25 protein-coding genes, 1 tRNA gene and 1 riboswitch are annotated in these 22,009 nt (G+C 70.4%); of the genes, 18 read left to right on the top strand and 8 right to left on the bottom strand.

The genetic code is table 11. The features are described 5' to 3' along the window. Nucleotides 1-142 precede the first annotated feature (142 nt). The 7 genes from clpS (at nt 143) to AC069K_RS19830 (ending at nt 5,008) form a co-directional block, all read left to right on the top strand. Entirely contained in the window at nt 143-448 is a 306-nt protein-coding gene (gene clpS, locus AC069K_RS19860) for an ATP-dependent Clp protease adapter ClpS (protein WP_067159503.1), read from the top strand. After that, on the top strand, nt 448-1,029 hold the full coding sequence (locus AC069K_RS19855; RefSeq protein ID WP_365109165.1) for a DUF2017 domain-containing protein: 582 nt from the start codon (nt 448-450) through the stop codon (nt 1,027-1,029). Before clpS ends, AC069K_RS19855 begins: the two co-directional genes overlap by 1 nt. Nucleotides 1,030-1,379: 350 nt before the next feature. Beyond that, nucleotides 1,380-2,834 (top strand): amino acid permease, encoded by a 1,455-nt coding sequence (locus AC069K_RS19850; protein ID WP_478617932.1) that lies wholly within the window; start codon nt 1,380-1,382, stop codon nt 2,832-2,834. Nucleotides 2,835-2,921: 87 nt separating this feature from the next. Beyond that, a complete protein-coding gene (locus AC069K_RS19845; protein ID WP_358835863.1) occupies nt 2,922-3,344 on the top strand; it encodes a M67 family metallopeptidase in 423 nt (140 codons plus the stop codon). 122 nt (nt 3,345-3,466) lie between these two features. Beyond that, a complete protein-coding gene (locus AC069K_RS19840; protein WP_324616203.1) occupies nt 3,467-3,583 on the top strand; it encodes a putative leader peptide in 117 nt (38 codons plus the stop codon). Nucleotides 3,584-3,755: 172 nt separating this feature from the next. Next, nucleotides 3,756-4,043, top strand: coding sequence for a MoaD/ThiS family protein (locus AC069K_RS19835; RefSeq protein ID WP_365109159.1), 288 nt, complete (start codon nt 3,756-3,758; stop codon nt 4,041-4,043). 14 nt (nt 4,044-4,057) lie between these two features. Then, nucleotides 4,058-5,008 (top strand): PLP-dependent cysteine synthase family protein, encoded by a 951-nt coding sequence (locus tag AC069K_RS19830; RefSeq protein ID WP_478617927.1) that lies wholly within the window; start codon nt 4,058-4,060, stop codon nt 5,006-5,008. Nucleotides 5,009-5,581: 573 nt separating this feature from the next. On the opposite strand, the gene AC069K_RS19825 is transcribed toward AC069K_RS19830, so the two are convergent. Next, nucleotides 5,582-6,049 carry a type II toxin-antitoxin system PemK/MazF family toxin gene (locus AC069K_RS19825; protein WP_358837882.1) on the bottom strand — a complete coding sequence of 156 codons (468 nt, stop codon included), beginning with the start codon at nt 6,047-6,049 and terminating at the stop codon, nt 5,582-5,584. A 201-nt stretch (nt 6,050-6,250) separates the two neighbouring features. Here AC069K_RS19825 and AC069K_RS19820 point away from each other — a divergent pair, with 201 nt between their 5' ends. Beyond that, nucleotides 6,251-7,003, top strand: coding sequence for an MBL fold metallo-hydrolase (locus AC069K_RS19820; RefSeq protein WP_478617922.1), 753 nt, complete (start codon nt 6,251-6,253; stop codon nt 7,001-7,003). Between the two features lie 71 nt (nt 7,004-7,074). On the opposite strand, the gene AC069K_RS19815 is transcribed toward AC069K_RS19820, so the two are convergent. Together AC069K_RS19815 and AC069K_RS19810 are read right to left on the bottom strand one after the other, a co-directional pair. Next, entirely contained in the window at nt 7,075-8,337 is a 1,263-nt protein-coding gene (locus AC069K_RS19815) for a PTS transporter subunit EIIC (RefSeq protein ID WP_365109148.1), read from the bottom strand. Between the two features lie 259 nt (nt 8,338-8,596). Further along, nucleotides 8,597-9,919, bottom strand: coding sequence for a PTS transporter subunit EIIC (locus AC069K_RS19810; RefSeq protein ID WP_478617920.1), 1,323 nt, complete (start codon nt 9,917-9,919; stop codon nt 8,597-8,599). A 258-nt stretch (nt 9,920-10,177) separates the two neighbouring features. On the opposite strand from AC069K_RS19810, the gene AC069K_RS19805 reads away from it, so the two are divergent. The 4 genes from AC069K_RS19805 to rdgB all read left to right on the top strand — a co-directional run bounded on the left by AC069K_RS19805 (nt 10,178) and on the right by rdgB (nt 12,802). Continuing rightward, nucleotides 10,178-10,411, top strand: a complete 234-nt coding sequence (locus AC069K_RS19805) for a PTS sugar transporter subunit IIB (protein WP_018517946.1) — start codon at nt 10,178-10,180, stop codon at nt 10,409-10,411. Nucleotides 10,412-10,793: 382 nt separating this feature from the next. Then, the gene (rph, locus tag AC069K_RS19800) at nt 10,794-11,531 is read left to right on the top strand and encodes a ribonuclease PH (protein WP_358834064.1); all 738 of its coding nucleotides are present in this window, start codon (nt 10,794-10,796) and stop codon (nt 11,529-11,531) included. Between the two features lie 241 nt (nt 11,532-11,772). Further along, entirely contained in the window at nt 11,773-12,162 is a 390-nt protein-coding gene (locus tag AC069K_RS19795) for a hypothetical protein (protein ID WP_478617915.1), read from the top strand. A gap of 37 nt (nt 12,163-12,199) precedes the next feature. After that, the gene (rdgB, locus tag AC069K_RS19790) at nt 12,200-12,802 is read left to right on the top strand and encodes an RdgB/HAM1 family non-canonical purine NTP pyrophosphatase (RefSeq protein WP_358834062.1); all 603 of its coding nucleotides are present in this window, start codon (nt 12,200-12,202) and stop codon (nt 12,800-12,802) included. A 54-nt stretch (nt 12,803-12,856) separates the two neighbouring features. On the opposite strand, the gene AC069K_RS19785 is transcribed toward rdgB, so the two are convergent. The 4 genes from AC069K_RS19785 to bcp form a co-directional block, all read right to left on the bottom strand. Beyond that, nucleotides 12,857-12,931: transfer RNA gene (locus AC069K_RS19785), tRNA-Leu, on the bottom strand. A 7-nt stretch (nt 12,932-12,938) separates the two neighbouring features. After that, nucleotides 12,939-13,796: an HNH endonuclease gene (locus AC069K_RS19780; RefSeq protein ID WP_478617911.1), complete on the bottom strand. Its 858-nt coding sequence runs from the start codon at nt 13,794-13,796 to the stop codon at nt 12,939-12,941. After that, nucleotides 13,793-14,419, bottom strand: coding sequence for an HNH endonuclease (locus tag AC069K_RS19775; RefSeq protein ID WP_478617909.1), 627 nt, complete (start codon nt 14,417-14,419; stop codon nt 13,793-13,795). The genes AC069K_RS19780 and AC069K_RS19775 overlap by 4 nt, the downstream gene beginning before the upstream one ends. A 135-nt stretch (nt 14,420-14,554) precedes the next feature. Then, entirely contained in the window at nt 14,555-15,022 is a 468-nt protein-coding gene (gene bcp / locus AC069K_RS19770) for a thioredoxin-dependent thiol peroxidase (protein ID WP_358834060.1), read from the bottom strand. A 164-nt stretch (nt 15,023-15,186) separates the two neighbouring features. On the opposite strand from bcp, the gene AC069K_RS19765 reads away from it, so the two are divergent. The 3 genes from AC069K_RS19765 to AC069K_RS19755 all read left to right on the top strand — a co-directional run bounded on the left by AC069K_RS19765 (nt 15,187) and on the right by AC069K_RS19755 (nt 16,550). After that, entirely contained in the window at nt 15,187-15,510 is a 324-nt protein-coding gene (locus tag AC069K_RS19765; RefSeq protein ID WP_358834059.1) for a DUF3618 domain-containing protein, read from the top strand. Nucleotides 15,511-15,638: 128 nt separating this feature from the next. Next, nucleotides 15,639-15,974 (top strand): GroES family chaperonin, encoded by a 336-nt coding sequence (locus AC069K_RS19760; RefSeq protein WP_358834058.1) that lies wholly within the window; start codon nt 15,639-15,641, stop codon nt 15,972-15,974. A 141-nt stretch (nt 15,975-16,115) separates the two neighbouring features. Further along, nucleotides 16,116-16,180, top strand: a riboswitch (guanidine-III (ykkC-III) riboswitch). Between the two features lie 49 nt (nt 16,181-16,229). Further along, on the top strand, nt 16,230-16,550 hold the full coding sequence (locus AC069K_RS19755) for a DMT family transporter (RefSeq protein ID WP_358834057.1): 321 nt from the start codon (nt 16,230-16,232) through the stop codon (nt 16,548-16,550). Between the two features lie 15 nt (nt 16,551-16,565). Here AC069K_RS19755 and AC069K_RS19750 read toward each other — a convergent pair whose 3' ends face one another. After that, nucleotides 16,566-19,121 carry a transglycosylase domain-containing protein gene (locus AC069K_RS19750; protein ID WP_478617904.1) on the bottom strand — a complete coding sequence of 852 codons (2,556 nt, stop codon included), beginning with the start codon at nt 19,119-19,121 and terminating at the stop codon, nt 16,566-16,568. Between the two features lie 194 nt (nt 19,122-19,315). On the opposite strand from AC069K_RS19750, the gene AC069K_RS19745 reads away from it, so the two are divergent. From AC069K_RS19745 to AC069K_RS19735, 3 genes are read left to right on the top strand one after another with little or no spacing between them, the layout of a single operon-like run. Then, nucleotides 19,316-20,116 (top strand): ABC transporter permease, encoded by an 801-nt coding sequence (locus AC069K_RS19745; protein ID WP_478618138.1) that lies wholly within the window; start codon nt 19,316-19,318, stop codon nt 20,114-20,116. Then, the gene (locus AC069K_RS19740) at nt 20,109-20,996 is read left to right on the top strand and encodes an ABC transporter permease (protein WP_478617900.1); all 888 of its coding nucleotides are present in this window, start codon (nt 20,109-20,111) and stop codon (nt 20,994-20,996) included. The genes AC069K_RS19745 and AC069K_RS19740 overlap by 8 nt, the downstream gene beginning before the upstream one ends. An 18-nt stretch (nt 20,997-21,014) precedes the next feature. After that, on the top strand, nt 21,015-21,980 hold the full coding sequence (locus AC069K_RS19735; protein WP_478617897.1) for an ABC transporter ATP-binding protein: 966 nt from the start codon (nt 21,015-21,017) through the stop codon (nt 21,978-21,980). Nucleotides 21,981-22,009 lie beyond the last annotated feature (29 nt).

Raw genomic sequence — 22,009 nt, 5'->3', positions numbered from 1 at the left:
TGTCGGCCGGGTCGGCCGGGATCCGGGGGCGGTTCCCCGGTGAGTGGCAGCCATGGCCGGATGCTACCCCTCTTTGCGTCAGTCTGACGATTTCGGGGGCCCGTTTGTGCGACCGCGGTCCCTCAGTGGCAGCATGGGGTAAGTGAGTGTGGCTCCTGTAGAGATCGAACGGCCCGAATCGGCGGAAGAGACCTTCGCCGTCCCCGAACCCGATGTGCCGTGGGTGACGCTCGTCCACAACGACCCCGTCAACCTGATGAGCTACGTCCAGTACGTCTTCCAGAGCTACTTCGGCTACCCCAAGGACAAGGCCCGCAAGCTGATGCTCGACGTGCACCACAAGGGGCGGGCCGTGGTCTCCAGCGGCAGCCGCGAGGAGATGGAGCGCGACGTGCAGGCGATGCACGGGTACGGGCTGTGGGCCACCCTCACCCAGGACCGCGGCTGATGGCCGGCTACTTCGAGGCGCTGCCCGGCGGCGGCGCGGCCGTCGCGCTCGACGAGGTCGAGATCGCCATCCTGCGCTCCCTGTCCGTCCAGCTCCTGGAGCTGATCGGCCCCGGTGACGAGCCGATGGACGGCGAGGACCCGCTGGCCGCGCTCTTCGCCGAGGGCCCCAGCGAGCCGCCCGCCGACCCCGCGCTCGCCCGCCTCTTCCCCGACGCGTACGACAGCGGCGAGAGCGACGAACTGCGCGCCTCGGCGGCCGAGTTCCGGCGCTTCACCGAGAACGACCTGCGCGCCCGCAAGCGCGAGGACGCGCTCGCGGTGGTGCGCACCCTGGACGCGCTCGCCCCGGGGGGCGACGGCGGCGCGGTCCTGAAGCTGTCCGAGGAGGACTCCCGGCGCTGGCTGGGCGCGCTCAACGACCTGCGGCTGACCATCGGGACCCGGCTGGAGGTCACCGACGAGGACGAGAGCGGTGAGCTGTACCGGCTGCCGGACGAGGACCCGCGCAAGCCGATGGTGATGGCCTACCTCTGGCTCGGCGGCCTTCAGGAGACGCTCGTCGAGACGCTGATGGCCTGAGACCCGCCGGTGAACGGCCGCCCGGGCAGCCGGGGCGGCCGTTTTCCTTCTGTTCGCTCAGCGGACGCTCAAATCCGCATAACGATCCGATTACCACATCGGTAGGGTTTGCCGCCCCTTGTGCACTTTGTCCGGTTCTCCTTGTGGTGTGCGCCACAGTGACCCCGGCCGATCACCCGTAAAGACGTGATAAATCTTCACGACCACCCGGGGACGCCACCCATGTCCCCGGGGGCGCTTCGGCCGGCTGACCGCCGGTGGCACTCCATCCACATCCGGGGGGATCAGGACCTGGTCCGCTGCTTCGACGACCGAAGCGGGCGGGTCAGCATGGAGAAAGGCGCACCACCATGACCTCAGCGCAGGTCGACAAGCAGGACGACCGCTCCGGCAATGAGGCCCTGGGAACCGCCCACGGCGCGGCCGAGGGCGAGGGATACCAGCGGGGCCTCGGCGCCCGCCAGATCCAGATGATCGCCATCGGCGGAGCCATCGGCACCGGCCTCTTCCTCGGCGCGGGCAAGGCCATCTCGAAGGCCGGCCCCAGCCTCATCCTGGCCTATGCCATCGCGGGCCTGGTCATCTTCTTCATCATGCGGGCCCTGGGCGAGCTGCTCATGTACCGCCCCGTCTCGGGCTCCTTCTCGGAGTACGCCCGTGAGTTCGTCGGCCCGTTCTGGGGCTTCGTGACCGGCTGGACGTACTGGCTCTTCTGGGTCGTCACCGGCATCACCGAGGTCACCGCGGCCGCCCAGTACATGGCCTTCTGGACGCACAACGACGTCCCGCAGTGGCTGTACGCGCTGGTCTTCACGCTCATCCTGTACGCGGTGAACCTGATCTCGGTGAAGCTCTTCGGCGAGCTGGAGTTCTGGTTCTCGATGGTCAAGGTGACGGCCATCGTCGGCATGATCCTCATCTGCGCCGGCATCCTCACCGTCGGCTTCTCCGACGCCGCCGACACCGCCACCGTCGCCAACCTCTGGAACGACCGCGGCTTCTTCCCCAAGGGCATCGGCGGCACGCTGATGACCCTCCAGATCGTGATGTTCGCCTTCCTCGCCGTCGAGCTGGTCGGTGTGACCGCGGGCGAGTCCAAGGACCCCGAGAAGACCCTGCCCAAGGCCATCAACACCGTGCCGTGGCGCATCGCCGTCTTCTACATCGGCGCCCTCATCATGATCCTCTCGGTCGTCCCGTGGCACGAGTTCCAGCCGGGCGTCAGCCCCTTCGTCGCGGCCTTCGAGAAGATGGGCCTCGGCGTCGGCGCCGCGGTCGTCAACTTCGTCGTCCTGACGGCCGCCCTGTCCTCCTGCAACTCGGGCATGTACTCCACCGGCCGCATGCTGCGCGACCTCGCGCTCAACGGCCAGGGCCCGAAGCTCTTCACCCGGCTGACCAAGAGTGGCACCCCGCTGATCGGCACCTCGGTCTCGGCCGCGCTGATGCTGGTGGGCGTCTGGATCAACTACAAGGCGCCCGGCAAGGCCTTCGACTACGTCGTCTCCTTCGCCACCATCTCCGGCATGTGGGCCTGGATCATGATCCTGGTCTGCCAGATCCGCTACCGCGCCAAGGCCGACCGCGGCGAGCTCCCGCAGTCCACCTTCCGCGCCCCCGGCGCCCCCTTCACCAGCTGGTTCGCGCTGCTGTTCATCCTCATGGTCATCGTGATGATGGGCATCGACAAGGACTCGCGGGTCTCCCTGTACTGCGCCCCCCTGTGGGGCCTGATCCTGGGCGTCTCGTACCTGGTCCTCAAGGCGCGCAACCCCGAGAACAAGGCGTTCGCCAAGCGCTCCTGACGCCCCACCCGGCGGAAGATCTCAGCATGCGGGCCGTTCCGTACCACTCCCCGGTACGGAACGGCCCGTCTGCTTATCCTTGCGCTCATGCTGACCCTGACCCAGGCCCTCCACGACCAGATCGTCGCGCACGCCCGCGCCGACCACCCCGACGAGGCGTGCGGCGTGGTCGCCGGCCCGGCCGGCACCGGCCGCCCCGAGCGGTTCGTCCCAATGCTCAACGCGGCGCGCTCGCCCACGTTCTACGAGTTCGACTCGCAGGACCTGCTGAAGCTGTACCGCGAGATGGACGACCGGGACGAGGAGCCGGTGATCATCTACCACTCGCACACGGCGACCGAGGCCTACCCCTCGCGCACCGACGTGACGTACGCCAACGAGCCCGGCGCCCACTACGTCCTGGTCTCCACGGCGGACACCGACGGCCTCGGGGACTTCCAGTTCCGCTCCTACCGGATCGTGGACGGGGTCATCGAGGAGGAAGAGGTCCAGGTCGTCCAGGCGTACTGAACCGGCCGAGGGGGCGCGCGGCGGACTCCTGCCGCGCCCTGCCGCCCGCATCCTGAGCAGAGGGCGCCCACCATCTGAGATCACACTCCGGAAAGCGGACCGGGAATCGATACGATGACCGCATGGTTCCCCACGACGTGAGCGAAGAGAAGCCGAGCAGCCCGCTGCTGGTGGCGCGCCTGCACGTCGACCTGTGCCGCCTGGCGAGCGCGATGTGTCCGCGCCCCACCGCCGTCTGAGCCGCACCCGCACCACCGCGTACGCCCGCGCGTACCCTCCGCACCACCCGCAGCAGGCGCGCCGAGGCGCGCCCCTGCCAAGTGCCTTCGGTCGTTTCCTTCGTTTCCTTCCTTTCGTTCCTTCCTTTCGTTCCTTCCTCCCCCTCCCGACTCCTGACAGGAGCCCCACGCCATGGCCATCGAGGTCCGCATCCCGACCATCCTCCGCACCTACACCGACGGCGCGAAGGCGGTCGAAGGCAGCGGGGCGACCATCGGCGAGCTCTTCGCCGACCTGGAGACCCGCCACACCGGCATCCGCGAGCGCCTCGTCGACGAGACCACCGGCGGCGAGCTGCGCCGCTTCGTGAACGTCTACCTCAACGACGAGGACGTCCGCTTCCTCGCGGGCATCTCCACCGAGCTGTCGGACGGCGACAGCGTCACGATCCTGCCGGCCGTGGCCGGCGGCATGGTCTGAGGCTGATCGCCGTCATGCGCTACGACTCCGCGCTCGCCGCGGTCGGCAACACCCCGCTGGTCCGCCTGCCCCGGCTGTCGCCCTCGGACGACGTCCGCGTCTGGGCGAAGCTGGAGGACCGCAACCCGACCGGCTCGGTCAAGGACCGCCCCGCGCTCCACATGATCGAACAGGCCGAGAAGGCGGGCCGGTTGACGCCCGGCTGCACCATCCTGGAGCCGACCAGCGGCAACACCGGCATCTCGCTGGCCATGGCGGCGAAGCTCAAGGGCTACCGCATCGTGTGCGTCATGCCCGAGAACACCTCCCAGGAGCGCCGCGACCTGCTGAAGATGTGGGGCGCGGAGATCGTCCCGTCGCCCGCGGCGGGCGGCTCCAACACGGCGGTACGGGTCGCCAAGGAGCTGGCGGCCCAGAACCCGACGTGGGTGATGCTGTACCAGTACGGCAACCCCGACAACGCGGGCGCGCACTACGCCACGACCGGCCCGGAGATCCTGGCCGACCTCCCCTCGATCACCCACTTCGTGGCGGGCCTGGGGACGACGGGCACGCTGATGGGCGTGGGCCGCTATCTGCGCGAGCGCGTCCCCGGCGTCCAGATCGTCGCCGCCGAGCCGCGCTACGACGACCTGGTCTACGGCCTGCGCAACCTCGACGAGGGCTTCGTCCCCGAGCTTTACGACGCCTCGGTCCTGACCAGCCGCTTCTCGGTCGGCTCGGCGGACGCGGTGACCCGCACCCGCGAACTCCTCAAGGAGGAGGGCATCTTCGCGGGCGTCTCCACCGGGGCGGCGCTGCACGCGGCGATCGGCGTGGGCCGGAAGGCGGTCAAGGCGGGCGCGACGGCGGACATCGTGTTCGTGGTGGCGGACGGGGGCTGGAAGTACCTGTCGACCGGGGTGTACACGGCGGAGACGACGGAAGAGGCGATCGAGACGCTTCAGGGGCAGCTCTGGGCGTAGCGGCGGGGGCGGGCGGTCGTCTGCGGGCCGTGGTGGGCTGCTCGCGCAGTTCCCCGCGCCCCTGAGGAGGCCGGTGTTTGTCCGCGGGCCGCGGTGGGTTGCTCGCGCAGTTCCTCGCGCCCCTGGGTGGGCCGGGGCCTCCGGCGTTCAGCAGTGCGGGGGACGGAGGTGCGGGGGACAGGAGCCGAAGGCACCGTCCTTTCGGCGGTGCGGGCAGCGAGACAGGGGAACAGGGCCCGCAGGCCCCGTCCCTTCGGCGGCGCGGGAACAGAGTCGGCGGCAACAGAGACGGGGGGAACAGGGGCCGAAGGCCCCGTTCCTTCAGGGGCGCGGGGAACTGCGCGACCAGCCCCCACCGGGCCCGCAGGTCATCACGAAAGCGAGCCGCGGGCGCCGCAGGCCCCGCGACGGGGTGCAGGGGCGGAGCCCCGCTGACCCACCCACCCCGTGCCCACGCGGTGCAGGGGGCGGAGCCCCCGCGTCCGGGTCCGGGGGCGCAGCCCCCGGGAAACCACCCTCACCCGCGCCCACCCCCGGAGGGTTTAGGGAAGGGGCGGGGTGGGGCCAAACCCCCTAGCCCGCCAGATACCGCACCTGATCCCACACCGCAGGATCCACCACCCCCACCCACCGCCGAAACTCCCACACCCCCACCTCCCGAAGCTCATCCGTCTCCAGAAAGCTCGGCCGCCCCCGCGCATCCCCCACCGCCCCCGGCGCCAGCGGAATCACCCCGGCCCGCTCCTCGTGGAACTTGCTGGTGATCTTCGCGACGAGCACGCGGTCCCCCCGTACCGACAGCACGAGGCAGGGCCGGTCCTTCGACCCGGGCCCGTCCTCGTAGGGCACCTCCGCCCACCAGATCTCCCCCGGCCGCGGCCGCCGCTTGGGCGCGCGCCGCGGACCGGCGGGCCGCCCGGGCGGCCGAACGCGCCCCCCGGGCCGCGCGGGCGGCCGAGCGCGCCCCCGCCCGTCCACCACCGCGGCCCCCAGCGCGACCACCACCACGGCGATCACCGCGAGCCACCAGGACGTGTCCATAGCGCAGACGTTACCCGGCGGCCCACCCCCCGCGCGCGCTCCGTCCGCACTCCGCCCGAACCGGTGACAGCGCAGGTGAGTTCCCCCACAACGGCCCGCCACTGAGGAGCGACCGGCAGTGTGGCGCCTTACGCTCGACGCACCGCACGACCTCCCGCCGCCTTCCCCGTATCCCTTGCCGCTCCCGGAGGTTCACGCTCCATGAAGCTCACCGTCGTCGGCTGCTCCGGGTCGTTCCCGTCCGCGGAATCGGCCTGTTCGAGCTACCTCGTCGAGGCCGACGGCTTCCGGCTGCTCCTCGACATGGGCAACGGCGCCCTGGGCGAGCTGCAGCGCCACATCGGTCTCTACGACCTCGACGCGATCTTCCTCAGCCACCTCCACGCCGACCACTGCATCGACATGTGCGGCTACTTCGTCGCGCGCTACTACCGGCACGAGGGCGGACGCTGCGCCCCCCTGCCGGTGTACGCGCCGGAGGGCGCCGAGCAGCGTCTGACCACGGCGTACGCCGACACGCCCTCCAGCTCCTCCATGAGCGAGGTCTTCGACTTCCACACCCTGAAGTCCGGCTCGTTCGACATCGGCCCCTTCTCGGTCCGTACGGAGCGGGTCTGCCACCCGGTCGAGGCGTACGGCATCCGCATCGAGCACGGCGGCGCGTCCCTCACGTACTCCGGCGACACCGGCGTCTGCGAGGCGCTCCACGAGCTGGCCGAGGGCACCGACCTGTTCCTGTGCGAGGCGTCCTTCACGCACGGCAAGGAGGACATCCCCGCCCTCCACCTCAACGGCCGCGAGGCCGGCGAACACGCCGCCCGCGCCCGCGCGGGCCGCCTGGTCCTGACCCACATTCCCCCGTGGACGGACGGCGAAGTCAACCTGGTGGACGCCCGTGACACGTACGAGGGACCGGTGGAGCTCGCGGTGCCGGGTGCGGTATACGAGATCTGAGCGGCGCACGTACGAGAAGGGCCCCCGGAACCGCTCGGTTCCGGGGGCCCTTCTCGTACCAGCCGTACGGCTTACGCCTTCGTCAGGTCCTCGACCTCTTCCTCGGGCTCACGGCCCGGGGTGGTGAGGTTGAACTTGACGATCGCGAAGCGGAAGACGAAGTAGTAGATCGCCGCGAAGACCAGGCCGATCGGGATGATCAGCCAGGGCTTGGTCGCGAGGTTCCAGTTCAGGATGTAGTCGATCGCACCGGCCGAGAAGCTGAAGCCGTGGTGCACGCCCAGCGCCCAGGTGACGGCCATCGAGACGGCGGTCAGGACCGCGTGGATCACGTACAGGACCGGCGCGATGAACATGAACGCGAACTCGATCGGCTCGGTGATGCCGGTGACGAACGAGGTCAGCGCGAGCGAGATCATCATGCCGCCGACGGCCTTGCGGCGCTCGGGGCGGGCGCAGTGCGTGATCGCCAGGGCGGCGGCAGGCAGCGCGAACATCATGATCGGGAAGAAGCCGGACATGAACTGGCCGGCGGTCGGGTCGCCGTGGAAGAAGCGCGGCAGGTCTCCGTGCCACAGGGTGCCGGAGGAGTCCTTGAAGTCGCCGATCTCCTGCCAGGCGACCGTGTTCACGAACTGGTGCATGCCGATCGGCAGCAGCGCGCGGTTGACGACACCGAAGATGCCCGCGCCGACGGCGCCGAGGCCGGTCATCCACTCGCCGAAGTTGGTGATCACGTCACCGATGGGCTCCCAGACCAGGCCGAAGAAGACGCCCATGAGCAGACCGACGAAGGCCATGATGATCGGGACGAGACGGCGGCCGTTGAAGAAGCCGAGCCAGTCCACCAGCTTGGTGCGGTGGAACCGCTGCCAGATGACGGCGGACAGCAGACCCATGATGATGCCGCCGAAGACCTTGGGGTCGTTGTACGTCGCGGCGACGTCCACCCCCTTGTTGGCGGTGGTGTTGATCACGGCGTCGGTCACCGGGAACGCGGTGAGCACGTTCTTGTAGACCAGGAAGCCGACCAGCGCGGCGAGCGCGGTCGAGCCGTCGGCCTTCTTGGCGAAGCCGATCGCGATGCCGACGCAGAACAGCAGCGGCAGGTTGCCGAACACGGCGTCACCGGCGGTCGAGAAGACCGTGGCGACCTTGCCCCAGCCGAGACCTTCCTTGCCGAAGACATCGGGTGCGCCGAGGCGGAGCAGAATGCCCGCGGCCGGCAGTACGGCGATCGGCAGCTGCAGACTGCGGCCGACCTTCTGCAGACCCTGGAACAGGCCGGCACCCCGCTTCTTCGCGGGCGCCGCCGTAGCGGTATCCGTACTCATCAACTTCCTCCAGTTGGCAAGGCGCCGCCCGGGGACATGGGAAAATACGGGGGGACGGCGGCGTCTCAGGGGGGAACGCGGTGAAGCCCGCGTGGTCTACACCATTGAGTGGTGTAGACCAGTTGTAGCACGGTGAGGGTTAGATAAGGAACCTGCAATTTCTGTGTGCTGAGCCATACATTCCGGCATGACGGACAAAGGCCCCGGACCCTGGGGTCCGAGGCCTTGGCCGTATCACCGCTTGGTTATCCCGCCGTTATTACTTCGTGTTCTCCCGCTCGATCTCCTCTTCCAGCTCCTCCGGTTCGCGCCCGGGGGTGGGGAGGTCGAACTTGGTGATCGCGAACCGGAAGATCGCGTAATAGACGGCCGCGAAGACCAGCCCGATCGGAATGATCAGCCACGGCTTGGTCGCCAGGTTCCAGTTGATGACGTAGTCGATGAGCCCGGCCGAGAAGCTGAAGCCGTCCTTGACGCCCAGCGCCCAGCTCACCGCCATCGAGACGCCCGTGAGCACCGCGTGGATCACGTACAGCAGCGGCGCGATGAAGAGGAACGAGTACTCGATCGGCTCGGTGATGCCGGTGACGAACGACGTCAGGCCGACCGACAGCATCAGACCGCCCACCTGCTTGCGGCGGTGCGGCTTGGCGCAGTGGGTGATCGCCAGGGCGGCGGCGGGGAGCGCGAACATCATGATGGGGAAGAAGCCGGTGGTGAACTGGCCCGCGTCCTTGTCGCCCGCCAGGAACATGCTGATGTCGCCGTGGACCACGGTCCCGTCCGGCTTGGTGAAGCTGCCGAACTGGAACCAGATGGGCACGTTGAGGAACTGGTGCAGCCCGATCACGAGCAGCGCCCGGTTGGCGATGCCGAAGATGCCCGCGCCCCAGGCGCCGAGACCCACCAGCCAGTCGCTGAAGTTCTCCAGGCCGTCACCGATCGGCGGCCAGACCCACAGGCAGATCGCCGCGAACGCGATGGCGACGAACGACATGATGATGGGGACGAGCCGGCGGCCGTTGAAGAAGCCGAGCCAGTCGACCAGCTTCACCCGGTGGTAGCGCTGCCAGAACCAGGCGGCGAGCAGGCCCATGACGATGCCGCCGAAGACCCCCGGGTTCTGGTACGTGAAGGCCGCCACGGTCCCGTCGTTGGCCTGGCACCCCGCCGAGATGACCTTCGCGCCCGCGGCGCAGTCCTTGGGGAACTGATGCAGCACGTTGTAGTAGACGAGGAAGCCGGCCACGGCGGCGAGCGCGGTGGAGCCGTCCGCCTTCTTGGCCATGCCGATGGCGACGCCGATGCAGAACAGCAGCGGCAGGCCGATGTTGGCGTCGAGCAGCGCGCCGCCCGCGCCGGCCATGACCTTGGCGACGTCGGTCCAGCCGAGGCCGTCCTCGCCGAAGACGTCCGGCTGGCCGAGCCGGTTGAGGATGCCGGCCGCGGGCAGGACGGCGATCGGGAGCTGGAGGCTGCGCCCCATCTTCTGGAGGTTCTGGAACGCCCCGTTCCACCACTTCGGCCGGCCCGACCGGCCCGACCGGTCCGGCCGGTCCGCTGCCGTGCTGTCCGCGCTCATCGGCGGCCCTCCGTCCCGTCCGTCCCGTCGGAACAAGCCAGTTCCGGGGTGCGTTGCACACTGGTGTAGACCAGTTGCGGTATCGTCCGGATCCTGGCCGCACGGGCGCGGTACCGGTGATCGCCATCCTTGGCCAGCGCGCGGATGCTCGCTCGCGTAACTGGGCCAAACGTGCGTTACGGTGACAAAGCGGAACCGCGGTCGGACAGATCTGTGGTGCGCCGCCACAGCGTTCTTTGAAAGAACAGGGAGACAGACATGGCCAGCAAGGCTGAGAAGATCGTCGCCGGGCTCGGCGGTATCGAGAACATCGAAGAGGTCGAGGGCTGCATCACCCGCCTCCGCACCGAGGTCATCGACCCGAGCAAGGTGGACGAGGCCGCGCTGAAGGCCGCCGGCGCCCACGGCGTCGTCAAGATGGGCACCGCGATCCAGGTCGTCATCGGCACGGACGCCGACCCGATCGCGGCGGACATCGAAGACATGATGTGACCTGAACACCCCGGCAAAGGGGCCCTCCCCAAACGGGAAGGGCCCCTTTCCCGTGCCCGCCCCAGCCACCGGCGGGCGCCCGGCGCAACCCGCCGCGCCCCAGAAGGGGCGCGGGGAACTGCGCGAGCAACCCCCACCACCCCGGAGACGAAGACGCGCCCCCTAAGGGGCGCGGGGAACTGCGCGACCAGCCCACCACGACCCGCAGACAAACACCCGGCCGACAAGGGGCGCGGGGAACGGCGCGACCAGCCGTCGACCACCCGCAGACGAACGAAATCCGGGGGGGCGAAGCCCCGAAGGGGCCGCGGGGCGAAGCCCCGGAAGGGGGGCCGGGGGGCACGCCCCCAGGACCGAGACGCCCACGGGCTACGCTCGTGGCATGTCTCGTATCGACGGCCGCACCCCCGACCAGCTCCGCCCCGTCACCATCGAACGCGGATGGAGCAAGCACGCCGAGGGCTCCGTCCTCATCTCCTTCGGCGACACCAAAGTCTTCTGCACCGCCTCCGTCACCGAAGGCGTCCCCCGCTGGCGCAAGGGCAGCGGCGAGGGCTGGGTGACCGCGGAGTACTCGATGCTGCCGCGCTCCACCAACACCCGCGGCGACCGCGAGTCCGTCCGCGGCAAGATCGGCGGACGCACCCACGAGATCTCCCGCCTCATCGGCCGCAGCCTGCGCGCCGTCATCGACTACAAGGCGCTCGGCGAGAACACCATCGTCCTCGACTGCGACGTCCTCCAGGCCGACGGCGGCACCCGCACCGCCGCCATCACCGGCGCGTACGTGGCACTCGCCGACGCCATCGGCTGGGCCCAGACCAAGAAGCTGGTCAAGGCCAACCGCCAGCCGCTCACCGGCACCGTCGCCGCCGTCTCCGTCGGCATCGTCGACGGCACCCCGCTCCTCGACCTCTGCTACGAGGAGGACGTGCGCGCCGAGACCGACATGAACGTCGTCTGCACCGGCGACGGCCGCTTCGTCGAGGTCCAGGGCACCGCCGAGGCCGAGCCGTTCGACCGCAAGGAGCTCAACGCGCTCCTCGACCTCGCCACCGGCGGCTGCGCCGACCTGGCCGCGCTCCAGGTGGAGGCACTGGGCCGCACGCTCGACGCGTAACGAGGCGACCGCGAGGGCGGCACGGCCCCGTACGGGCGTACGGGGCAAGGCAACCACGAAGGCCGCTCCCCACGCCCCCCGACACGGGCATAGGCGGGGCCAGGGCACAACCGTCACACAGTGCCGAGGCACCCGTCACACAGGGCCGAGGCAACCGTGCGGACCACTCCCCGCGTCCCTACCCACACGGGCGTACGGGCCGAACCGTACGCCCGTCCGTACACCCGGGGAGGACCCGTCCATGCGCAGAAGCCGCCGCCGCGCCCTCGCACTCACCGCCGCCACCGCGGCCCTCGCCCTGCCCGCCGCCGTCGGATGCAGCGCGGTCGGCAAGGCGCTGGACTGCGTCCAGACGGCCGACGCGATCGCCACCAGCGTCGACGACCTGGGCCGCGCGGTGTCCAACGCCGCAGACAACCCGGCCCAGGCGGACCAGGCCCTCAACGACATCGACACCAACCTGTCGTCGCTGAAGAACAAGACGGACAACGCCGACCTCTCCAAGGCGGTCGACAACCTCAACAAGGCGGTCGGCAACGTACGTTCGGCGATCAAGAACGGCGACAACACGCCGGACATCAGCCCCGTCAAGGACGCGGCCAAGGAAGTCGGCAAGGTCTGCACCCCGTGACGTCGGGGCGCCGGGCGCGCCCGGCGATACTGGGGGCATGACCCGCCTGATCCTCGCCACCCGCAACGCCGGCAAAATCACCGAGCTCCGCGCGATCCTCGCGGACGCCGGACTGCCCCACGAACTGGTCGGCGCCGACGCGTATCCGGAGATCCCCGACGTCAAGGAGACCGGCGTCACCTTCGCCGAGAACGCGCTCCTGAAGGCCCACGCGCTCGCGCGGGCCACGGGCCTGCCCGCGGTCGCCGACGACTCGGGCCTCTGCGTGGACGTACTGAACGGCGCTCCCGGCATCTTCTCCGCCCGCTGGTCCGGCACCCACGGCGACGACAAGGCCAACCTGGACCTGCTCCTGGCCCAGCTCGGCGACATCGCCGAGCCCCACCGCGGCGCCCACTTCGCCTGCGCGGCGGCCCTGGCCCTTCCCGACGGCACCGAGCGCGTGGTCGAGGGCCGCCTCCTGGGCACCCTCCGCCACGAGCCCTCGGGCACGAACGGCTTCGGCTACGACCCGATCCTCCAGCCCGAGGGCGAGACCCGCACCTGCGCGGAACTGACGCCCGAGGAGAAGAACGCGATCAGCCACCGCGGCAAGGCGTTCCGCGCGCTGGTACCGGCGGTACGGGAACTGCTGGGCTGAGAGCCCCGCCGTATGCCAAAGGGCGTGACACCGATGTGCCACGCCCTTTGCGCGTGGGCCCGGTGGGACTCGAACCCACGACACACCGGACCTAAACCGGCGCCCTCTGGCCAGCTGGGGTACGGGCCCAACGCGCCTACTCTACTGGGCGGTGTGGCGCGCCCGTGCGGCGAGACCGGTTGGAGAAGGTGCTCGTCTGGCTGTGGCAGGAGGGGCACAGGTACCTGAGGTTCTCGCGGCGGTTGTCCAGACGGTCGCCACTGACGTGGTCGATTTCCAGGACGAGGCGGCGCCCCTGCCACGTGTCGCCGGTGCCGCATTCGGCGCACACGCGAGGAACCCCGAGTTCATCGAGGGCGCGCCGCAGAAGGGCGGTTCCGGTACGGCTGGAACCCGCTTCCCGGCGCACCAGGGTGTCTGCGGCCGACTTCCGGTACGGGGAGACCTGGCCGAGGAAGTGGCCCTGCCCGGTGAAGTGTTCGGTGGAGATGCCGTGCGCGTCCAGACTGCGTCTCAGGCGGGTGCGGGTAGCACCGTTGTCGTCGAGGCCGAGCGCTCTCAGCACGCCGGCCATGCTGGTGGACTCGGCCACGAGTGACACGAGCGGTTCGCGGGGGAGGACACCCGCGCTGTACCGCCGACCGCTGGTGAAGTGGGCGGTGTCGATGCCGAAACGGTCGAGCCGCTGTCTGATGAGGGAGTACGGGCTGTCTCTGGGCGGATATCCCAGGTACTCGCATATCTCGCGGATGCTGTGCGAGTGGGCCGCCGCCTCTTCGAGCAGCTCGCGGGAGTAACTGCGCTTCCTCCGGGGAGGGAGCGGATCATCGGCGAAGTGGGACACGTCGATTCCGTAGTGCTCGAGCCTGTGACGCAGGTAGCGCAGTGGCCCGGCCCCGATCGGTGCGTCGAGTCGGCGCAGCATGTCCACGAGACTGGCCGAGTCGGCTGCGGTCCGCCTGAGGAGGTCGGGGGTGTACCGGGGGGTGCTCATGTCCGCGCCCTTCGCCGGCGGCCACGATACGTGTCCGTCACGGCATGGCAGTTGGGGCACAGGAGCCTGAGGTTTCCTGGGCGGTTGTCCCACCAGTCACCATTGGCGTGGTCCACTTCCAGTCTGAGCGGCTTGCCGTTCCACTCCGGCCCGGTCCCGCACATCGCGCATCTTTCGGCTGTCCCGGTTCTGATCAACTCGCGGCGGAGCCGCTCTCCGGGAATCCTCCCGTCCTGTGGATCGCGCAGACGGAGTGGCGCGCCGAGAGCCCCCTTGGCCCGGCCCGGGCGGGCAGAGGTGAAGTGGGACGTGTCGATGCCCAGGACCGCCACCCGGCGGCTGATGTGGGTCTGGTTGCCTCCGACCTGGCTGATCCCCAGATGGCGTACGACGTCCTTGAAGCAGGTCGAGACGGCCACAGCCGCCCGTAGGCGCGCTTCGGTATGGCGGACCTGGTTCGTGGCCAGATGCGCGATGTCTATTCCGGCCTCCGCCATCTTGCGACGGAGATACCGTCTGCTGCCCGGGGTCGGTACGCCGCCGCACCACCGCACCGCGTCGTCGATGTGCCGCGTCTCGCGAGCCGCCTCCCGCAGCAGCTCGCTGGTGTACCTGGTCGTCATGAGCCCCCTCCGCCCCGGCCACCTGTTCGCGGCCTCGCACGGACCAACGAACCGCTAATCGGACAGTCACGCCCGAAATGCGGAACGGCCCGCCCCGCATACCGCGCGGTGCGGGCCGTTACGGGGGGCGGGAGCTCAGATCCCCAGGTCCTTGATGATCTTCGCGACATGCCCCGTCGCCTTCACGTTGTACAGCGCGCGCTCGACCTTGCCCTCCTCGTCCACGACCACCGTGGAGCGGATGACGCCGGTCACCGTCTTGCCGTACAGCTTCTTCTCGCCGAACGCCCCGTACGCCTCCAGGACCTCCTTCGACGGGTCGCCGACCAGGGTGACCTTCAGGGACTCCTGGTCGCGGAACTTCGCCAGCTTCTCCGGCTTGTCGGGGGAGACGCCGATCACGTCGTAACCGGCGCCGGCCAGCAGCTCCAGGTTGTCCGTGAAGTCGCAGGCCTGCTTGGTGCAGCCGGGGGTGAGGGCGGCCGGGTAGAAGTACACGATGACCTTGCGGCCCTTGTGGTCCGCGAGCGAGACCTCGTTGCCGTCCGCGTCGGGCAGGGTGAAGGCGGGGGCGGTGTCGCCGGGGACGAGTCGCTCGCTCATGGGATCTTCCTCCGGAAGGAACGGGGTAAGGGAACGGGGCAGGCCTACTCCGGGAGAGCCTAATGGGGGCCTGTGACAGTGCATCGGCGGTGGAGCTGACAGACTGTCGACGAAGGACAACCCCATACCCCGAATACCCCGACCGAACAGACGGAGGCGGCGCAGTGTCGGAAGCCAGGACCCCTGCGCAGATCGAGGCGGACATCAGGCGTCGCCGGGACCAGCTCGCGGTCACTCTCGACGAGATCGGCGTGCGGCTGCACCCGTCGACGATCGCCGGTGACGCCAAGGCGCGGGTCGCCTCGGCCGTGGACCGGACGGCCGGCCGGGCCTTCGTCGCGGTCAACCGGACCGTCTCGGACGTGAAGGCCCAGTTCGTGAACGAGGACGGCGCGCCCCGCATCGAGCGCATCGTGCCGGTCGCGCTGCTGGCCGTGGGGCTGGTGGGACTGCTCGCCCTGTCGTCCACCCGCAAGCGGCGCGGCTGACGGCCCCCCGGGTCCCCTGTCGGCGGCTCCCCTCTCGGTTCCCTCCCCGCGATCGTTCCCCGCGATCCGGTCCGTCTTCCGCGGCCCTTCGGCATACGCCGGGGGCGGGGACAGGTAGGTTCGGGTCCGTGAGCGAGAACACCCACGACGACAAGCTGCCCATCCGGATGCTCCACGACCGCGTGCTGGTCCGGTCCGACACACCCGAGGGCGAACGGCGCTCCGGCGGCGGCATCCTCATCCCGGCGACCGCCGCCGTCGGCAAGCGGCTGGCCTGGGCCGAGGTGGTCGCCGTCGGTCAGAACGTGCGGACCGTCGAGGCGGGCGACCGGGTGCTGTACGACCCCGAGGACCGCGCCGAGGTCGAGGTGCGCGGTATCGCCTACGTACTGATGCGGGAGCGCGATCTGCACGCCGTCGCCTCGGAGCGGGTGTCCGAGGACTCGACCGGGCTGTATCTCTGAGGCCGGGGCCGCACCCGCGCCTGTCCGGGGCGGTGCGGCCGCGTGAGCGGAAGGGCTGGTGACCGCCGTCACCAGCCCTTTGCCATGCCCTTCGCCGTGCCCTTTGCCATGCCCTTTGTCGTGCCCTCCGCCTCAGCCGCCCCTTTGCTACCGTGGAGGCACCCCGACGAGACGCGTCGTACCGGGTCAGGACAAGACGACGCACCCCGCGTGTACGTCCCGTACGCGCGCGTACGTCTCTCGGAGGTGTTCCTCATGGCCTGGGTCCTGCTCGTCGTCGCCGGTCTGCTCGAAGTGGGCTGGTCGATCGGGATGAAGTACACGGACGGGTTCACCCGGCTGTGGCCCAGTCTGCTCACCGGCGCGGGGATCGTCGCCTCGATGCTGCTGCTCGCGCAGGCCGCGAAGTCCCTGCCGATCGGTACCGCCTACGGCGTGTGGGTGGGCATCGGCGCGGCCGGTGCGGCGGTGCTCGGCATGGTGGTGCTCGGTGAGCCCGCGACCGCGGCCCGGATCTTCTTCGTCTGTCTGCTGCTGGTGGCCGTGGTCGGTCTCAAGGCCACCTCCGGCCACTAGCGCCCTCCCCGCGGGTCACTGCGCGCGCGGCCGGCGGCGTGGACGGTCGGCGCCTCCGGCCGTCGTCCCGTTGGTCGTCTCGCCCGTCGTGACGCCGCCTTCCGTGGCCGCGGTCGTCCCTCCGGTGGTGGGCCCGCCGTCCGTGGCGCCGGTGGTGCCGCCGTCGGTGGTGCCCCCGGTGGTGGTCCCGCCGTTGGTCGGGCCGCCGGTGGTGCCGCCGTTGGTGGTGGCGCCGCCGTCGGTGGTGGCCCCGGTGGTGCCGCCGGTCGTCCCGCCCGTCGTGCCGCCCGTGGCGGTGTCGCCGCCGTTCGTGCCGCCGTCGGTCGTCCCGCCCTCGGTCTGCCCCTGCGTGCGGCCCTGGTCCTGGCCCTCGCTGCGGCCGGGCGGGTTGGGGGTGTTCGGGTCGGGCAGCGGGGTCTCGGCGGGCGGCGGTACGGAGGCGCCCTCCTGGATCTGGAGGTCGAAGTCCTGGGGCTCGGTGCCCTTGAGCGCGCGTGCCGTGTACTGGGCCCACACCTCGGCGGGCGGTCCGCCGCCGTTCATCCGGGAGAGGCCCAGGGCGCCGTACAGCGGCTTCTGGGCGGCCGTGTCGGGGTCCTGGCCCATCACGGCGACCACGGTGGCCAGATCGGGCGTGTAGCCCGCGAACCAGGCCGCCTTGTCGTCCTCGGCGGTGCCGGTCTTGCCCGCGGCGGTACGGCCGGAGGCCTGCGCGGCCGTACCCGTGCCGCCCTCCACGACGCTCTGGAGGATCGAGGTGGTGGTGTCGGCGGCCTCGCGCGGTACGGCCTGCTTGGCGTCCTGGGTGGGCAGCTCCACCTTCTCGCCGTCCTTGGTGACGGACTCGACCATCGTGTACGCGCCGTGCTTGCCGTGGTTGGCGAGCGTCGCGTACGCCTCGGCCATGTCCAGGACGGAGGCGGTGGCGGTGCCCAGCGCGATGGAGGGCCCGTTGGGCATGTCGGGGGTGGTGGAGGGCAGGCCCAGGTCGATGGCGGTCTGCCGCACGCTCTTGGGGCCGACGTCCACGGCCATCTGCGCGTACACGGCGTTGACGGAGAGGTCGGTGGCGGACCGGACGGTGAGCTGTCCGTAGGACTTGTCGTCCTCGTTGGCGGGGTTGTACGCGGGGCCCGACCAGCCCTGGACGAACCGCTTGTTGGTGCCGTCGTAGACGGTGTTCGGGGTGATCGCGCGCCCGTCCTGCGTCTTGGAGGCGTTCTCGACGGCCGAGGTGAAGACGAACGGCTTGAAGGTCGAGCCGACCTGGTAGTCGCGCCGGGTCGCGTTGTTGACGTACTGCTTGGTGTAGTCGACGCCCCCGTACATCGCGAGCACCTTGCCGCTTTCGGGGTCGATGGAGGCGCCGCCGACGCGGACGTTGCGGTCCACCGCGCGTTCGGAGCCGACCCGGGACATCACCTTGTCGGCGACGGCGGCGACGAACGCGTCCTGTTTGGCCCTCTGGAGCGTGGTGGTGATCCGGTAGCCGCCCTTGGCCAGGGTGTTCTCGTCGATGATCTCGTTGGTGGTCAGATAGTCCTTCACGGCCTCGACCACGTAGCCGCGCTGCCCGGCCATACCGGCGGTCGGCCGTGCCTTGCCCGGTACGGGGAAGGTGGCGGCGGCCCGCGCGGCGGGTGTCATCCACTTCTTCTTGACCATGCCGTCCAGGACGTAGTTCCAGCGCGCCAAGGCCCTGCCCTTGTTCTCCGGGTGGGCCACGACGTCGTAGGCGCTGGGGGCGTTGAGCAGGGAGGCCAGATAGGCGCCCTCGGCGGTGGTGACCTTCTCGACGTCCTTGCCGTAGTAGGCCTGGGCGGCGGCCTGGATGCCGTAGGCGTTGCGGCCGAAGTAGCTGGTGTTGAGGTAACCCTCCAGGATGTCCGCCTTGCTGACCTCGCGGTTCAGCTTGATCGCGATGAAGAACTCCTTCACCTTGCGGCTGATCGTCTGCTCCTGCCCCAGGTAGTAGTTCTTCACGTACTGCTGGGTGATCGTGGAGCCGGACTGCTTGCCCTTGCCGGTGAGGGTGTTCCAGGCGGCGCGGACCATGGCCTTGGGGTCGACGGCCCGTTCGGAGTAGAAGTCGCGGTCCTCGGCGGCGAGGACGGTGCGCTGGACGGTGAGCGGGATCTGGGCGAGCCGGACGTTCTCGCGGTTGATCTCGCCGTCCCGGGCGAGCTGGGTGCCGTCGGCGTACAGGAAGACGTTGGACTGCGCGGTCGCGGTGGCGTTGGCGGGCGGGATGTGGACGAGTTCGTAGCCGGCGATGAATCCGCCGATGAGCAGCAGGGCGATGAACAGGAGGGTGCCGAGGACCCAGCGCCAGCGGGGCACGAACCGCCGCCAGCCGGTCCGCCGGGGGCGTTTTCCGCCGCCCTTGCCGCCCTGGCCGCCCTTGCCCCCCTGGCCGTCTCCACCCTCCACGCCGCGCGCGCCCTCGCCGGGCCCGGTGTCCCTCGGCGTGGCGGTGTCCGGGCCCTCGGCGGCGCCGGGGCCCGTGGCGCTGGGGTCCCGGGGGGCCCAGCCCTGGTGAGGGGGCCGGGGCGGCTGCTCGTCGTCGCTCATGTCTCTCTCGCCACTGCGCTGTATCGGGTGATTCGCGGTGTACGCCCATATTGCACGCCCGGATCCGGAAAAGCCGTCGCGCACGATCACCGGACGGCACTAGGGTCGGGCGCTTTGGACCGCCCGGCCGCGACGCCTTCGGGTGCGCTCGGGCGTGGCCCCTTCATACACGGACCGGACGGGGAGGTGGCGTGGTGCGGCTCTACCTGGCCGTGGCCGCAGGTGGGTTCCGACGCCATACGACGTACCGGATCGCCACGGCGGCAGGGGTGTTCACCAACACCGTCTTCGGCGTGATCATGGCGTACACCTATATGGCTCTATGGAACGTCCGCCCTCGTCTGGGCGGTTACGACCAGGCCGAGGCACTGACGTATGTGTGGCTCGGACAGGCCCTCATCATGACGGTCGCCATGATGGGCGGCGGCTTCGAGGACGAACTTGTCGAACGCATCCGTACGGGTGACATCGCGATCGACCTCTACCGCCCCGCCGACCTCCAACTGTGGTGGCTCGCGGGCGACCTGGGCCGGGCCGCCTTCCACTTCCTGGGGCGCGGCGCGGTGCCGCTGGCGTTCGGCGCGCTCGCCTTCGACCTGGCGCTGCCCGCCGGCCCCGGGACGTGGCTGGCGTTCCTGGTCGCCGTCGTGCTCGGTGTCGTCGTCAGCTTCTCGATCCGCTACCTGGTGGCGCTCTCGGCGTTCTGGTTGCTCGACGGGGCGGGCGTGGCGCAGATCGCCTGGCTGGGCGGCACCTTCTTCTCCGGGATGCTGCTGCCGCTCAACGTCTTCCCCGGCGCCCTCGGCGAGGTGGCGCGCGCGCTGCCCTGGTCGTCGCTGCTCCAGATCCCGGCCGACGTCCTGCTCGGCCACCACACGGGCTGGGGCCTGGTCCGGGCGTACACGTTCCAGCTGGGCTGGGCGGCGCTGCTGCTCGGCGCCGGGCGGCTGCTCCAGGGGGCGGCGACCAGGAGGGTGGTGGTCCAGGGTGGCTGAGACGGCGATCGACGCGGTGCCCGGGGAGACGGGGGAGACGCAGGAGAGGGGCGCGCCCGCCGGGCGGCTGCGCGCCGTCGCGGAGGGCGTGCGCGCCTACCGGCTGATCGCGGGCATGTGGATCCGCTCCACCCTCGCCTACCGGGCGTCCTTCCTGATGACGGCGTTCGGCAACTTCGCGGCGACGGCGCTCGACTTCGTGGCGATCCTGCTGATGTTCTCGCACATCGACGCGCTGGGCGGTTACACGCTGCCGGAAGTGGCGTTCCTGTACGGCGCGTCGGGCGCCGCGTTCGGGCTCGCGGACCTCGTCATGGGGTCGATGGACCGGCTCGGCCGCCGGGTGCGCGACGGCACCCTCGACACCCTCCTCGTCCGGCCGGCGCCGGTGCTCGCCCAGGTCGCCGCCGACCGGTTCGCGCTGCGCCGCCTGGGCCGGATCACCCAGGGCCTCCTCGTCCTCGGCTACGCGCTGCTGACGCTCGACATCCACTGGACGCCGCTGCGGGCCCTGCTGATCCCGCTGATGCTGCTGAGCGGCGCCACCGTCTTCGCCTCGGTGTTCGTGGCGGGCGGGGCGTTCCAGTTCGTCGCGCAGGACGCCTCCGAGGTGCAGAACTCCTTCACGTACGGCGGGAACCAGCTGCTCCAGTATCCGCCGACGCTCTTCGCCAAGGACCTGGTGCGCGGGGTGACGTTCGTGGTCCCGCTGGCCTTCGTGAACTGGCTGCCCGCGCTGTACGTGCTGGGGCGGCCCTACCCGCTGGACCTCCCCGGGTGGCTGGCGTTCGCGCCGCCGCTGGTGGCGGTGGGCTGCTGCGCGCTGGCGGGGGTGGCGTGGCGGGCGGGCCTGCGGGCGTACCGGAGCACGGGAAGCTGACAGGAGGCGGGAACGGCGATGAGCGATGTGATCGAACTCGACGGGGTCGAGAAGGTCTTCGAGGTCCGGCGCAGGAGCGGGCGGCGGCTGCGGCGCGAGCGCGGGCAGGTCAGGGCGGTCGACGGCATCACCTTCGCGGTGCCGCGCGGCGCGATGGTCGGCTACATCGGCCCCAACGGCGCCGGCAAGTCCACCACCGTCAAGATGCTCACCGGCATCCTGACGCCGAGCGGCGGCCGGGTGCGGGTGGCGGGCCTGGACCCCGCCCGCGAACGCACCCGCCTCGCCCGCCGCATCGGCGTGGTCTTCGGCCAGCGCACCACCCTCTGGTGGGACCTGCCGCTGATCGACTCCTACCACCTGGCCCACCGCATGTACCGCGTCCCCGACGACCGCTTCCGCGAAAACCTGGCCCGCTGCGTCGAACTCCTCGACCTCGGGCCGCTGCTGGACGTGCCCGTACGCCAGCTGTCGCTGGGCCAGCGGATGCGCGGCGACATCGCGGCGGCCCTGCTGCACGACCCCGAGGTGCTCTACCTGGACGAGCCGACCATCGGCCTGGACGTGGTGAGCAAGGCGAAGGTGCGCGCCTTCCTCAAGGACCTGAACACCGAACGCGGCACCACCGTCCTCCTCACGACCCACGACCTGACCGACATCGAGCAGCTCTGCGCGCGCGTGATGGTCATCGACCACGGCCGTCTGGTGTACGACGGCACGCCGGCCGGGCTGCACGAGGTCGGGGGAAGCGAACGCACCCTGGTGGTCGACCTGGCGCGCGAACTCCCGCCGATCGAGGTCGACGGCGCGCGCGTGGTGAGGGTCGAGGGGCCCCGGCAGTGGCTGGCGTTCCCGGCCAGGGCGTCGGCGGCTCCGCTGGTGGCCGGGATCGCGGCGCGGTATCCGCTGGTGGACCTGTCGGTGCGGGAGCCGGACATCGAGTCGGTGATCGCCCGCATGTACGCCGACCGGGGCCTTCATTAGGCTGACGGTATGACGAGTGAACCATCGGG

Source organism: Streptomyces sp. NPDC043908, from assembly GCF_056435525.1.
Note: the sequence above shows the minus strand (reverse complement) of the source record. Positions and strands in the feature narration are given on the sequence as shown.